Genomic DNA, 12,564 nt, shown 5'->3' with positions numbered 1-12,564 from the left:
GGAGCCGGCTTGCCGGCGATAGGGCCTCGGCAGGCGCTACAGCCCGAACGGCAAGGCGCAAAGCTGTCCCTGGAGTCAGCCCGCAGCCCTTCAAACACCTGACATTCCGCTTACCCCAAGCCCGCCGCTCTGGTAAAATGCGCCGCCTCAAACGTCGGCAGGCAGCACCGTGGCATTTACCTGGGTTGATTGGGCGATCATCGCGATCATCGCCATTTCCTCACTGATCAGTCTCAAGCGCGGCTTCGTCAAGGAAGCCTTGTCTCTGGTCATCTGGATTGTCGCCGGGGCGCTGGCCTGGATGTTCGGTGGCTCGCTCTCGGTCTACCTCGAAAGCTACATCCAGACGCCTTCGATGCGCACCATCGCCGGCTGCGCCATTCTTTTCGTCGCCACCTTGCTGGTGGGGGCAATGCTCAACTTCCTCATCGGCGAGCTGATTCGCGTGACCGGGCTGTCCGGTACCGATCGCTTCCTCGGCACGGCCTTCGGCGCCGCGCGTGGGGCCTTGCTGGTGGTGGTGGCTGTCGGGCTGCTCAGCCTGGGGCCGGTACAACAGGATCCGTGGTGGCAGGAATCACGCCTGATACCACAATTTCTATTGGTAGCCGACTGGTCGAAAAACCTGATTCTCGGGTTCACCGGCCAGTGGATGTCCAGTGGGGTCAGCGCACCCGTTGACCTTCCGTTCAAGGAACAGCTGCTCGGGCCTGCAAAGCCCTGAGCGCTATTCACTCAAGTTTCATCAAAGTAGGGGTTGCGTCGCATGTGTGGCATCGTCGGTATCGTCGGTAAGTCGAACGTCAATCAGGCGCTGTATGACGCGCTTACGGTCCTCCAGCACCGCGGCCAGGACGCTGCCGGTATCGTGACCAGCCATGACGGCCGGTTGTTCCTGCGCAAGGATAATGGCCTGGTGCGCGATGTCTTCCAGCAGCGCCACATGCAGCGCCTGGTCGGCAACATCGGTATCGGCCACGTGCGTTACCCGACCGCCGGCAGCTCCACCTCGGCCGAGGCCCAGCCGTTCTATGTCAACTCGCCGTACGGCATCACCCTGGCGCACAACGGCAACCTGACCAACGTCGAGCAGCTGGCCAAGGAGATCTACGAGTCCGACCTGCGTCACGTCAACACCAACTCCGACTCCGAAGTGCTGCTGAACGTGTTCGCCCATGAACTGGCGGTACGCGGCAAACTGCAGCCTACCCAGGAAGACGTGTTCGCCGCGGTCTCCCACGTGCACAGCCGCTGCGTCGGTGGTTACGCGGTGGTGGCGATGATCACCGGCTACGGCGTCGTCGGCTTCCGTGACCCCAACGGTATCCGTCCGGTGGTGTTCGGCCAGCGTCACACCGACGAAGGCGTCGAATACATGATCGCCTCGGAAAGCGTCGCGCTCGACGTGCTCGGCTTCACCCTGATCCGTGACCTGGCGCCAGGCGAAGCGGTGTACATCACCGAAGAAGGCCAGCTGTTCACCCAGCAGTGCGCGAACAACCCCAAGCTGCAGCCGTGCATCTTCGAGCATGTCTACCTGGCCCGCCCGGACTCGATCATCGACGGCGTCTCGGTGTACAAGGCGCGCCTGCGCATGGGCGAGAAACTGGCCGAGAAGATCCAGCGCGAGCGCCCGGACCATGACATCGACGTGGTCATCCCGATCCCGGACACCAGCCGCACCGCCGCGCTGGAGCTGGCCAACCACTTGGGCGTGAAGTTCCGCGAAGGCTTCGTCAAGAACCGCTACATCGGCCGTACCTTCATCATGCCCGGCCAGGCCGCGCGCAAGAAATCGGTGCGCCAGAAGCTCAATGCCATCGAGCTGGAATTCCGCGGCAAGAACGTGATGCTGGTGGACGACTCGATCGTGCGCGGTACCACTTGCAAGCAGATCATCCAGATGGCCCGCGAAGCCGGCGCCAAGAACGTCTACTTCTGCTCCGCGGCCCCCGCGGTGCGCTACCCCAACGTCTACGGCATCGACATGCCGAGCGCTCACGAACTGATCGCCCACAACCGCACCACCGAACAGGTGGCCGAGTTGATCGGCGCCGACTGGCTGATTTACCAGGACCTGCCGGACCTGATCGAATCGGTCGGTGGCGGCAAGATCAAGATCGAGCACTTCGATTGCGCGGTGTTCAACGGTGAGTACGTCACCGGCGACATCGACGACGCCTACCTCGAGCGCATCGAACAGGCCCGTAACGACCTGGCCAAGGTGAAGACCCAGGCCGTCAGCGCGATCATCGACCTGTACAACAACTGACTTTGGGAGCGACGGCATGACGGATCAATGGGATGCCGGGCGACTGGACAGTGACCTCGAGGGTGTCGGTTTCGACACCCTGGCGGTCCGCGCCGGTCAGCACCGCACACCGGAGGGCGAGCACAGCGAAGCGCTGTTCCTGACCTCCAGCTATGTCTTCCGCACGGCCGCCGACGCCGCCGCGCGTTTCGCCGGCGAGACGCCGGGCAACGTCTATTCGCGCTACACCAACCCGACCGTGCGCGCCTTCGAAGAGCGCCTGGCGGCAATGGAAGGCGCCGAACAGGCCGTGGGTACTTCCACCGGCATGGCGGCGATTCTCGCCGTGGTGATGTCGCTGTGCAGTGCCGGCGACCATGTGCTGGTGTCGCAGAGCGTGTTCGGCTCGACCATCAGCCTGTTCGAGAAATACTTCAAGCGCTTCGGCGTGCAGGTGGACTATGTGCCGCTGGTCGATCTGAACGGTTGGGAGAAGGCCATCAAGGCCAACACCAAGCTGTTGATCGTCGAGTCGCCGTCCAACCCGCTGGCCGAGCTGGTGGACATCACCGCGCTGGCCGAGATCGCCCATGCCCGTGGTGCCATGCTGGTGGTGGACAACTGCTTCAGCACCCCGGCCTTGCAGCAGCCGCTCAAGCTTGGCGCCGACATCGTGTTCCATTCGGCCACCAAGTTCATCGACGGCCAGGGCCGTTGCATGGGCGGCGTGGTCGCTGGGCGCAGCGAACAGATGAAAGAAGTGGTGGGCTTCCTGCGCACCGCCGGCCCGACCCTCAGCCCGTTCAATGCCTGGATCTTCACCAAGGGCCTGGAGACGCTCAAGTTGCGCATGCGTGCCCATTGCGAGAGCGCCCAGCGCCTGGCCGAGTGGCTCGAGCAGCAGGATGGTGTGGAGAAGGTGCACTACGCCGGGCTGCCGAGCCATCCGCAGCATGAACTTGCCAAGCGCCAGATGAGCGGTTTCGGCGCGGTGGTCAGTTTCGAGGTCAAGGGTGGCAAAGAGGGCGCCTGGCGCTTCATCGATGCGACTCGGGTGATCTCGATCACCACCAACCTGGGCGACAGCAAGACCACCATCGCCCACCCGGGCACCACCTCCCACGGCCGTCTGTCGCCGCAGGAACGTGAAGCGGCAGGCATCCGCGACAGCCTGATCCGCGTCGCTGTCGGCCTGGAAGATGTGGCCGACCTGCAAGCCGATCTTGCCCGCGGTCTGGCGGCGCTGTGATCGACTGGAAGGGTGGCGAGCCTGGCCATAACGGCCGGGTGGCCCTGGTCACCGGTGCCGCGCGCGGCATCGGCCTGGGCATCGCTGCCTGGCTGATCTGCGAAGGTTGGCAAGTCGTCCTCAGTGACCTGGACCGTCAGCGTGGCGCCAAGGTGGCCAAGGCGCTGGGCGACAATGCCTGGTTCGTCAGCATGGATGTTGCCGACGAAGCCCAGGTCAGTGCCGGGGTGTCCGAGGTGCTCGGGCAGTTCGGCCGGCTGGATGCGCTGGTGAGCAATGCGGCCATCGCCAATCCGCACAACCAGACGCTGGAAAGCCTGTCGCTAAGCCAGTGGAACCGTGTGCTGGCGGTCAACCTCAATGGCCCGATGCTGCTGGCCAAGCATTGCGCACCGTACCTGCGCGCCCATGGCGGTGCCATCGTCAACCTGACCTCTACCCGTGCCCGGCAGTCCGAGCCGGATACAGAAGCCTATGCGGCAAGTAAAGGCGGGCTGATGGCGCTGACCCACGCCCTGGCGATGAGCCTGGGGCCGGAAATCCGCGTCAATGCCGTCAGCCCCGGCTGGATCGATGCCCGTGACCCGTCGCAGCGCCGTGCCGAGCCCTTGACCGAGGCCGACCATGCCCAGCATCCGGCGGGCAGGGTAGGGACGGTGGAGGATGTGGCGGCATTGGTTGCATGGCTGCTATCGCGCCAGGCAGGCTTCGTCACCGGCCAGGAATTCGTAGTCGATGGCGGCATGACTCGCAAGATGATCTACACCTGAGCTGTAAGTTATTGAGATACAAGAGAAAGGGCCGCAAGGCCCTTTTTTGTTGCCTGTGTCCCGTGGGAGCGGGCTTGCCCCGCGATGGGGTCGGCAGCAGCAGCCGGGATGCCCGCCTGGCCGCCTACTGTTTTTTTGCCCTTTTTTAAAAAAAATTCAATGGGGCTATTGACTTAGCATCGGTACCTGCGTAAATTTCGCGGCCTCAGCGAAGCAAACGCAACAAGCAACATCGCGGGGGTGATTAGCTCAGCCGGGAGAGCATCTGCCTTACAAGCAGAGGGTCGGCGGTTCGATCCCGTCATCACCCACCACTTCCTGAGAACGTTCCTGGTGCAGGACGCTTCTAACGAAGCAGAATGTCAGAGAGGAACAGGACGCAAGTCCACACTGCGCGGCGGTAGTTCAGTCGGTTAGAATACCGGCCTGTCACGCCGGGGGTCGCGGGTTCGAGTCCCGTCCGCCGCGCCATTTTTCAGTAACAGATGGGTGCCTGGCACCGGTCTGAAGTCGAAGGCAAATATGCCTGAGGCTGATCCCAGTTTCAATCAGGTGCAAACCTGAACGATACGCAGCGGTAGTTCAGTCGGTTAGAATACCGGCCTGTCACGCCGGGGGTCGCGGGTTCGAGTCCCGTCCGCTGCGCCATCTTGTGTTTTGAACTCCTTGAACAGTTCGAAGCAAAACAATAAAGGCGATCTCGCATCGCTTTTATTGTGCCTGGCTTTCGCGTCCAACACGCTTGAAAGCCTGGATCCCAGTTTCAATCGGGTGCAAGCCCGAGCGATACGCAGCGGTAGTTCAGTCGGTTAGAATACCGGCCTGTCACGCCGGGGGTCGCGGGTTCGAGTCCCGTCCGCTGCGCCATCTTCAGTTCTGAGCCCCTTGAACAGCTCGGAACAACAAAAAAGCGACCTTCGGGTCGCTTTTTTCATTTCTGGCGGTTGGCAGGCTGCCTGTTTCAGAGCCTGAAGTTACCGATCAACCCTTTCAGCTCACCGCCCAGCCGTTCCAGTTCGATTGACGCCTCCTCGATTTGCCGGCTGGCATCGAGTGAGTGGCCGGCGACATCGCGCACCCGCTCCACATTACGGCGAATGGTCACCACGGCCGTGCTTTGCTGCTCCGTACTGGCTGCAATCTGCTGGTTCATGCCTTGGATATCATCAACGCTGGTCGTGATGACCTGCAGGGCCTCGCTCGCCTGATTGGCAAGCTCGACTGTGGTGCTGGCCGCGCGGCGGTTTCCCTGCAGGCATTCCACTGCCTGGCGGGCACCGTCCTGCAGGCGGGTGACCAGTGTTTCGATCTCGGCAGTGGAGCGCTGGGTACGCAGGGCCAGACCGCGCACTTCGTCGGCCACAACCGCGAAGCCGCGCCCGGCTTCGCCAGCGCGGGCGGCTTCGATGGCCGCGTTCAGGGCCAGCAGGTTGGTCTGCTCGGCCACCGAGCGGATAACCGTCATGATGCTGCTGATCTGCTCGGCAGAGGCGGACAGCTGTTGCACAGCCTCGCTGCTGCTGCTGATGTCACTCGCCAGCTGGGCAACCTGGCGCTGGGTATCGCACACCACCTGCTGGCTGAGTTCGGCCTTGTCAGTGGCCTGACGGGTCGCCTCGCTGGCCAGCGAACTGTTGTGCGCCACCTCCTGCACGGCGCAGGCCATCTGGCTCATGGCCGCCGCCACCTGGCGCGTTTCGCTCTGCTGGCTGGCGGCGCCGCTGCTGGTGCGTTCGATCACGCAAGCCAAGGCCGCCGAGGCCTGTGAAAGCTGCCCGCAGGCCTGGCCGATTCGGCGCAGGATGCCACGCAGATTGGCGCTGCTGCGCTCAAGGGCCTGGAGCAGCTGGCCGAATTCATCGCGGCGTGGGCCAAGGTCGCTGGCGCTCAAGTCGCCTTCGCCAATGCGCCGGGCCATGTCCAGGGCCTGTTGCAGGGGGGCGCAGATCTGCCGGATCAGCAACAAGGCTACCAGGCAGGCCAGCAGCAGTGTGCCGCAGAACACGGCGAGCATGAGGCGCGTGCGTTGCCCGAGCTCGGTGGCACTGACCTGGTTCTGCTGGGTGATGAGCTGGTTGACGTGCTCGATGGCCGCCAGCACTTGTGTGGTGAGCTGTTTGCCCGTGGGGCCGGCCAATGTCTCGGTACCTGTCTCGAGGCTGTGCTGCAGGTAGTTCATGTAGTTGCCCATGATCTTGCGGGTGGCACCAAGATGGGCCTGCGCCTCGGGGTAGGGCATCTGCGTCAGGTTCTCGTCGATCAGCCTGTTCACCTTTCGGTAGGCCTGGCGCAGGTTTTCCAGCTCTGCATGTTCACCGCTCAGTGCATAGGCCATCTGTGTAGCGCGGATGTCGTTGAGGTTGTCGAGAATGTAGTTGACCGAGACCAGGCGTTCAGCCCGATGGGTCAGGGTGCCGAGGGCGAAGATTGCGGTCAGGACGAGCAGGGCCACCAGCAAGACCAGTGGGGCGAGGCTAAGCAGCAGTTTCAGGCGGACCGGCAGATTCTTCATCAGCGATTTCCTTGGGCATTCGAACGGGCGAATGAGTCTAGCGAGGGAATTTCCCTTTCTGGTTAGGAGGTTTTTGTTACCGCTGTGCGAGAAATCGCTAATGATCGCGAGAAGATTCCCGTTGCTTCGGCCGGCGTTATCCACGCCTTTACATGAACCTTGCACAATGTCGGCCCTTTCAAGGTTTCGGTGGCTTGTGGATGTGTTGCACAATAGGAACCGTTCGATTTACCCGGAATTCACGATGTCCAGATCATCCGTCTACGGTGCGCTCGGGCTGGCCCTTGTGCTGGCGGGCGTATCCGGTTGCTCCTCGAAGAAGGCTACCGTGTACGAGCACGAGAGCTTCGACGACTCGGGCACCTTCTCACGCAGTTTCCCGGTCAGCGAAGCGGGCTCCTGCGAAGCTGCCCGGCGTGCGCTGCTCAGCCAGGGTTACATCATCACCAGCAGCGATGCCAACCAGGTGGCCGGCAACAAGAGTTTTCAGCAGAACGCCGAAAACCACATGCAGATCAGCTTCAACATCACCTGCGTGCCGGACATGAGCGACAAGCAGCGTTCGACCATGTTCGCCAACGCCCTGCAGGACCGCTACACCCTGAAAAAATCCAATACCTCAGCCAGCCTTGGGGTCGGGGTGCTGGGCTCGGTGTCGATGCCGATTGGCTCCAGCGACGACTCGATGGTCAAGGTCGCCAGCGAAACAGTGGCCGCGCCACAGTTCTACGAGCGTTATTTCGCCTTGGTGGAGGGCTACCTGCCGAAGCCGAAAAAGGTGAAGAAGGCCGATATCCCTGCCGAGCCGCCGAAAGTGGAGCAACCAGCGCCGGCCTTGGGGCTGCCTGAGCCTGCGCCAACTTCGCTGGCACCCGCCCAGCCAGATGCGGCGCCTCTGGCGGCTAGTACCCCGGTGGTCGTGCCTGCCGCAGCCCAGGCCAGCACGCCTGTCGCGCCTGAGCCGGCCCCCGCCGTGCCCGTTCACGAAGCGCCAGCAGCCCCGGTGGTGGACGACAGCCAGGGTTCGCAACCGGTTGCACCGCCCGTCGAAGCGGCCCCGATTCAGGTCCAGCAACAGCCTGCGCAGAGCGAAGCGGCACCGGCTTCGCCGTGAGCTGTCGCTAACTTCCCGCAGGCCTGCTACGTTTACCGTTCATGGGGCTGTAATGGTTCCGTCATCCGTTGCGATTAGGGTGGCGGTGATCCCATGAATGAAGAACGAGGAAGCAGGCAGATGGACGACTACCAGGAAGAATTGCTCGAATTCCAGGCTTATGAACTGGATGTGCCAGAGCCGGCAGACGACGCCACCGAGCTCTAACCTACCTGCCGCTGATGGCGGCGATACTCCCCCGGCGTTACGCCCGTCCAGCGCTTGAATGCGCGCTGGAAGGCTTCGGCCGATGCAAACCCCAGCAGATAGGCGATTTCGCCGAAGGCCAGCTCCGTGTCGCGGATATAGGTCTCGGCCAGGTCGCGGCGTGTGTCGTTGAGCAGGTTGCGATAGCGCGTGCCCTCTTCGGCGAGTTTGCGCCGCAGGGTCCAGGTGGGCATCTGCAGGTGCTGCGCCACTTCCTCCAGATCCGGTTCGCGGCCGCCATTGAGCAGCGGCCCCAGCAGGTGGGTGATGCGTTCGCCCAGGCTGCGTACCCGGGTGCGCTGGGCCAGTTCCGTTTCGCACAGCTGCAACAGGTGCTGCCAGGTACTCGGGCAGTGTTGCGGGTTGGCCAGGGCCAGGGTGGCCTGGCCCAGGCGCAACTGGTTGGCCGGGGCGCCAAACTGCACGGTGGTGCTGCACAGGCGCTGGTATTGATCGGCATAAGCCGGCGCTTCGAACTCGATCTCCAGCCGCTCGGCCTGAATCGGCTTGCCGGCCAGGTTCGACAACTGCGCCAGCCAGCCGCCGAGCAGCGAGTCGACCACGAAACGGTTGTAGGCGTTGTACGGGCTGATGGAGTAGAAGCGCAGCCAGGCGCCTTGCGGGTCTTGGTGAAAGCTCGACTGGCCACGGTAGTTGGCGGCATACAGCGGTTCGAAGCGCAGCAGCGTGCGTGCGGCCTCGCCGAGGGTCGGCGCCTGGGCGGCGGTGACGCCGGCCAACCCGGCCTGGGCCAGGCGGCTGAGCTGGCCCATGTGCAAACCCAGGGCCGGCTCGGCGCTCAAGGCGATGGCGGCGTGGCCCAGGTGCATGTAGCGTGGGATCGACAGGCGTGCCCCGGGTTCGGCCAGGCGCCGATTGTCCAGTCCATAACGCAGCAGCAGTGGCTGCGGATCGTGGCCGAGCTGGCCGAGCGCTTCGGCCAGGGGCTGGACGAAGCCTACCGACAACTCGCCCAGGCGCACGCGCTGACGGGGCATGGCGTTACAGCCACAGGTTGAGCAGGCGGGCGCCCTGGCTGGCGCTGCCCGCCCACAAGGTGCCGGCTTCGCTGGCAAAGCCCTGGCCGCCACCGCTCTGCTCCCAGAACTGTCCGCGCAAGAACACGCTCATGCTGGTAGCGCCGTCGCTGGCCGCCTGGGTCAGCCGTTGCCAGGCCTCCTGCTCGCTGACCTCGCCACGCTGCAACGGCAGTTCGGCCGCCGCGGCTTGGTGACGGTTGCCGCGCCAGGGTAGTTGCCAGCGCTGCTTGCCGCTGAGAAACACTGGGTTGGCGATCAACTGCACCGACTGCCCGGCCAGCAGCCGGTAGTTGTCCGGGTACCAGCTGTCACTGCCGACCAGCACGCCCAGGCGCCCGGCGGGCGTCTGCAGCACCTGCAGCGGCTGCTGGCGGCCATGGTGGATGTAGCGGCGGGTTTCGCTGTCCGGGTAGCGCTGGAGTTGCGGTTGCCCCAGCACGCTGCCGTCACCGGCGAACACCAGGCTGCTGTTGAACAGCGGGCCGCTGCCGGCATGCAGCACGCCGTTCTTCACGTAGGGGGCGGGTAACACGATCGAGCCGGCCACCAGGGTGACCCCGAATTCCCGCGCCAGGCCGCCGAACAGCTGCTGGTAATCGGCGGCCATCTGCGCGGCCTTCATGCGCAGGCGCGCATCGCTGCGTCGGTCGTCGCCGCTGGCCGACAGCATCGCCAGGCCGTAGCGCAGCGGGTTGCTCAACTCCAGCCATTGCCAGGCCTCGCGGTCGCGGGTGGCCTGGTACAGCTCGTTCTTCTCGCCACGGGCCCACAGCCAGGTGCCGATATGCTCGGGCAGCACCACCACGGTACGGGCATTCACCAGGCCCTGGTCGCGGGCCTGTTGCAGGTACGCCGACAGCTTGCGGTGCAGGCGCGCAAGGTTCTGGTAGTCGCCTGGGTACAGCAGCGGCTCCACACCCAGGAGGTTGCCGTGCTCGCCCGGCACTCCCTGGTTGAGCGCCAGCTCGATACGCAGGTCGGACAGGTAGTGGCCTTCCGGTCGTTGCAGGGTCCAGAAGCCATAGCCGCAAAGGCCGGCGATGATGACCAGCGCCAGGGCGCCGGCTAGCAGTTTTCGCATGGAGCGGTTCAGCGCAGTGGGGAAAGAGGAGGTTAGGGTAAGCCTGCTGTGCAGCAGGATCAATAAGTTGTCAGTTTCGATCATTGAGCGCATTCAAACGCCTGTTTAATGTCGGCCACAGACAAACGACGGGACCCGCCTTCGAGGTTCCCGCATCCCGTGATCACGCCACCTGTGGAGCTTATCCATGGCTAACACCTCCTATCCGCACCTGCTGGCCCCACTCGACCTGGGCTTCACCACCTTGCGCAACCGTACGCTGATGGGCTCGATGCACACCGGGCTCGAAGAGCGCCCAGGCGGCTTCGAACGCATGGCGGCCTACTTCGCCGAGCGTGCCCGCGGTGGCGTCGGCCTGATTGTCACCGGCGGCATCGCCCCCAACGAAGAGGGCGGGGGGTATTCCGGCGCGGCCAAGCTGAACACCGAGACTGAGGCCGACAAGCACCGGGTCGTCACCGAGGCCGTGCATGCAGCCGGTGGCAAGATCTGCCTGCAGATCCTTCACACCGGCCGCTATGCCTATAGCCCCAAGCTAGTGGCGCCCAGTGCCATCCAGGCACCGATCAACCCGTTCAAGCCCAAGGAGCTGGACGAGGAGGGCATCGAGAAGCAGATCGCCGACTTCGTCACCTGTGCAAGCCTGGCCCAGCGCGCCGGCTACGACGGCGTCGAAATCATGGGTTCGGAAGGCTACTTCATCAACCAGTTCCTGGCGGCCCACACCAACCACCGCAGCGACCGCTGGGGCGGCAGCTACGAGAACCGCATGCGCCTGGCGGTGGAGATCGTGAGCCGGGTGCGCGAGGCGGTCGGGCCGAACTTCATCATCATCTTCCGCCTGTCGATGCTCGACCTGGTCGAGGGCGGCAGTAACTGGGAAGAGATCGTGGTGCTGGCCAAGGCCATCGAGCAGGCCGGCGCTACCCTGATCAACACCGGTATCGGCTGGCACGAGGCGCGCATCCCGACCATCGCCACCAAAGTGCCGCGCGCGGCATTCAGCAAGGTCACCGCCAAGCTGCGCGGCGCGGTGAGCATTCCGCTGATCACCACCAACCGCATCAACACCCCTGAGGTGGCCGAGGCCGTGCTGGCCGAAGGCGACGCCGACATGGTGTCGATGGCTCGGCCGTTCCTGGCCGACCCGGACTTCGTCAACAAGGCCGCGCAAGGCCGCAGCGACGAGATCAACACCTGCATCGGCTGCAACCAGGCCTGCCTGGACCACATTTTCGGCGGCAAGCTGACCAGTTGCCTGGTCAACCCGCGTGCGTGCCACGAAACCGAACTCAATTACCTGCCCGTGCTCAACGTCAAGCGCATCGCCGTGGTCGGCGCCGGCCCTGCCGGCCTGGCTGCCGCCACCGTGGCTGCCGAGCGTGGGCACCAGGTGACCCTGTTCGATGCCGCCAGCGAAATCGGCGGGCAGTTCAATGTGGCCAAGCGTGTGCCGGGCAAGGAGGAGTTCTTCGAGACCCTGCGCTATTTCCGCAACAAGGTGAAGAGCACCGGCGTCGACCTGCGACTCAATACCCGCGTCGATGTGGCGGCGCTGGTCGAGGGCGGTTTCGATGAGGTCATCCTGGCCACCGGCATTGCGCCGCGCACCCCGGCCATTCCCGGCATAGACAACGCCAAGGTGCTCAGCTACCTGGACGTGCTGCTGGAGCGCAAGCCGGTGGGTGAGCGGGTGGCGGTGATCGGCGCCGGGGGGATCGGTTTCGATGTGTCCGAGTACCTGGTGCACCAGGGTGTGGCCACCAGCCAGGACCGCGAGGCGTTCTGGAAGGAGTGGGGCATCGACGGCCAGTTGCAGGCCCGTGGCGGCGTGGCCGGTATCAAGCCCGAGCCGCATGCCCCGGCGCGCCAGGTGTACCTGCTGCAGCGCAAGAAAACCAAGGTCGGTGACGGCCTGGGCAAGACCACCGGCTGGATCCACCGCACGGGGCTGAAGAACAAGCAGGTGCAGATGCTCAACAGCGTCGAGTACTTGAGCGTGGACGATGCTGGCCTGCACCTGCGCGTCGGTGAAGGCGAGCCGCAGTTGCTGGCGGTGGACAACATCGTCGTCTGCGCAGGGCAAGACCCGCTGCGCGAGTTGCACGAAGGGCTGTTGGCAGCGGGGCAGTCGGTGCATCTGATCGGTGGCGCCGACGTGGCTGCCGAGCTGGATGCCAAGCGTGCGATCAACCAGGGCTCGAGGTTGGCTGCCGAGCTCTGATCCATCGCAATCGCGGGGCAAGCCCGCTCCCACGAAGTATCGTGGGAGCGGGCTTGCCCCGCGATGCGTTTGTCCAG

The 12,564-nt window shown here is 64.2% G+C and carries 9 protein-coding genes, 4 tRNA genes and 1 pseudogene; 10 read left to right on the top strand and 4 right to left on the bottom strand.

The genetic code is table 11. The features are described 5' to 3' along the window. The first annotated feature begins 169 nt into the window (after positions 1-169). The 8 genes from RTH46_RS18710 to RTH46_RS18675 all read left to right on the top strand — a co-directional run bounded on the left by RTH46_RS18710 (position 170) and on the right by RTH46_RS18675 (position 5,137). Positions 170-724 (top strand): CvpA family protein, encoded by a 555-nt coding sequence (locus RTH46_RS18710; RefSeq protein ID WP_110995843.1) that lies wholly within the window; start codon positions 170-172, stop codon positions 722-724. 42 nt (positions 725-766) lie between these two features. Next, a complete protein-coding gene (purF, locus tag RTH46_RS18705; protein WP_153789271.1) occupies positions 767-2,272 on the top strand; it encodes an amidophosphoribosyltransferase in 1,506 nt (501 codons plus the stop codon). Between the two features lie 16 nt (positions 2,273-2,288). Then, positions 2,289-3,500, top strand: a complete 1,212-nt coding sequence (locus RTH46_RS18700; RefSeq protein WP_316906328.1) for an O-succinylhomoserine sulfhydrylase — start codon at positions 2,289-2,291, stop codon at positions 3,498-3,500. Continuing rightward, positions 3,497-4,270: an SDR family oxidoreductase gene (locus RTH46_RS18695; RefSeq protein ID WP_153789269.1), complete on the top strand. Its 774-nt coding sequence runs from the start codon at positions 3,497-3,499 to the stop codon at positions 4,268-4,270. Before RTH46_RS18700 ends, RTH46_RS18695 begins: the two co-directional genes overlap by 4 nt. 238 nt (positions 4,271-4,508) lie before the next feature. Further along, a tRNA-Val gene (locus tag RTH46_RS18690) sits at positions 4,509-4,584 on the top strand. 80 nt (positions 4,585-4,664) lie between these two features. Beyond that, positions 4,665-4,741, top strand: a tRNA-Asp gene (locus RTH46_RS18685). 100 nt (positions 4,742-4,841) lie between these two features. Further along, positions 4,842-4,918 (top strand) — tRNA-Asp (locus tag RTH46_RS18680). A 142-nt stretch (positions 4,919-5,060) separates the two neighbouring features. Further along, positions 5,061-5,137 (top strand) — tRNA-Asp (locus RTH46_RS18675). Positions 5,138-5,231: 94 nt separating this feature from the next. On the opposite strand, the gene RTH46_RS26345 is transcribed toward RTH46_RS18675, so the two are convergent. Both RTH46_RS26345 and RTH46_RS26340 read right to left on the bottom strand, forming a co-directional pair. Next, positions 5,232-5,957, bottom strand: a complete 726-nt coding sequence (locus tag RTH46_RS26345) for a methyl-accepting chemotaxis protein (RefSeq protein ID WP_410478581.1) — start codon at positions 5,955-5,957, stop codon at positions 5,232-5,234. 132 nt (positions 5,958-6,089) lie between these two features. Beyond that, positions 6,090-6,284 (bottom strand): annotated as a pseudogene (locus RTH46_RS26340) (HAMP domain-containing protein); the annotation flags it as partial. Between the two features lie 742 nt (positions 6,285-7,026). Between RTH46_RS26340 and RTH46_RS18665 the strand changes: the two are divergent. Continuing rightward, entirely contained in the window at positions 7,027-7,896 is an 870-nt protein-coding gene (locus RTH46_RS18665) for a DUF2242 domain-containing protein (RefSeq protein WP_316906326.1), read from the top strand. Between the two features lie 203 nt (positions 7,897-8,099). Here RTH46_RS18665 and RTH46_RS18660 read toward each other — a convergent pair whose 3' ends face one another. Together RTH46_RS18660 and RTH46_RS18655 are read right to left on the bottom strand one after the other, a co-directional pair. Beyond that, complete coding sequence (locus RTH46_RS18660) at positions 8,100-9,140, bottom strand: AraC family transcriptional regulator (protein ID WP_279847189.1); 1,041 nt, start codon at positions 9,138-9,140, stop codon at positions 8,100-8,102. 4 nt (positions 9,141-9,144) lie between these two features. Beyond that, the gene (locus RTH46_RS18655; protein WP_153788621.1) at positions 9,145-10,263 is read right to left on the bottom strand and encodes a nitrilase-related carbon-nitrogen hydrolase; all 1,119 of its coding nucleotides are present in this window, start codon (positions 10,261-10,263) and stop codon (positions 9,145-9,147) included. Positions 10,264-10,450: 187 nt separating this feature from the next. On the opposite strand from RTH46_RS18655, the gene RTH46_RS18650 reads away from it, so the two are divergent. Continuing rightward, entirely contained in the window at positions 10,451-12,487 is a 2,037-nt protein-coding gene (locus RTH46_RS18650; protein WP_316906325.1) for an NADPH-dependent 2,4-dienoyl-CoA reductase, read from the top strand. Positions 12,488-12,564 lie beyond the last annotated feature (77 nt).

This window comes from Pseudomonas sp. zfem004 (assembly GCF_032621715.1).
GTDB classification, from domain to species: Bacteria; Pseudomonadota; Gammaproteobacteria; order Pseudomonadales; family Pseudomonadaceae; genus Aquipseudomonas; species Aquipseudomonas sichuanensis.
The sequence above is the reverse complement of the archived record's forward strand: the minus strand, read 5'-3'. Positions and strand labels throughout refer to the sequence as shown.

Coding starts and splice junctions, on each gene's coding strand:
- RTH46_RS18650 (WP_316906325.1), top strand. CDS start 10,451: ATGGCTAACACCTCCTATCCGCACCTGCTGGCCCCACTCGACCTGGGC.
- RTH46_RS18655 (WP_153788621.1), bottom strand. CDS start 10,263: ATGCGAAAACTGCTAGCCGGCGCCCTGGCGCTGGTCATCATCGCCGGC.
- RTH46_RS18700 (WP_316906328.1), top strand. CDS start 2,289: ATGACGGATCAATGGGATGCCGGGCGACTGGACAGTGACCTCGAGGGT.
- purF (WP_153789271.1), top strand. CDS start 767: ATGTGTGGCATCGTCGGTATCGTCGGTAAGTCGAACGTCAATCAGGCG.
- RTH46_RS18660 (WP_279847189.1), bottom strand. CDS start 9,140: ATGCCCCGTCAGCGCGTGCGCCTGGGCGAGTTGTCGGTAGGCTTCGTC.
- RTH46_RS18665 (WP_316906326.1), top strand. CDS start 7,027: ATGTCCAGATCATCCGTCTACGGTGCGCTCGGGCTGGCCCTTGTGCTG.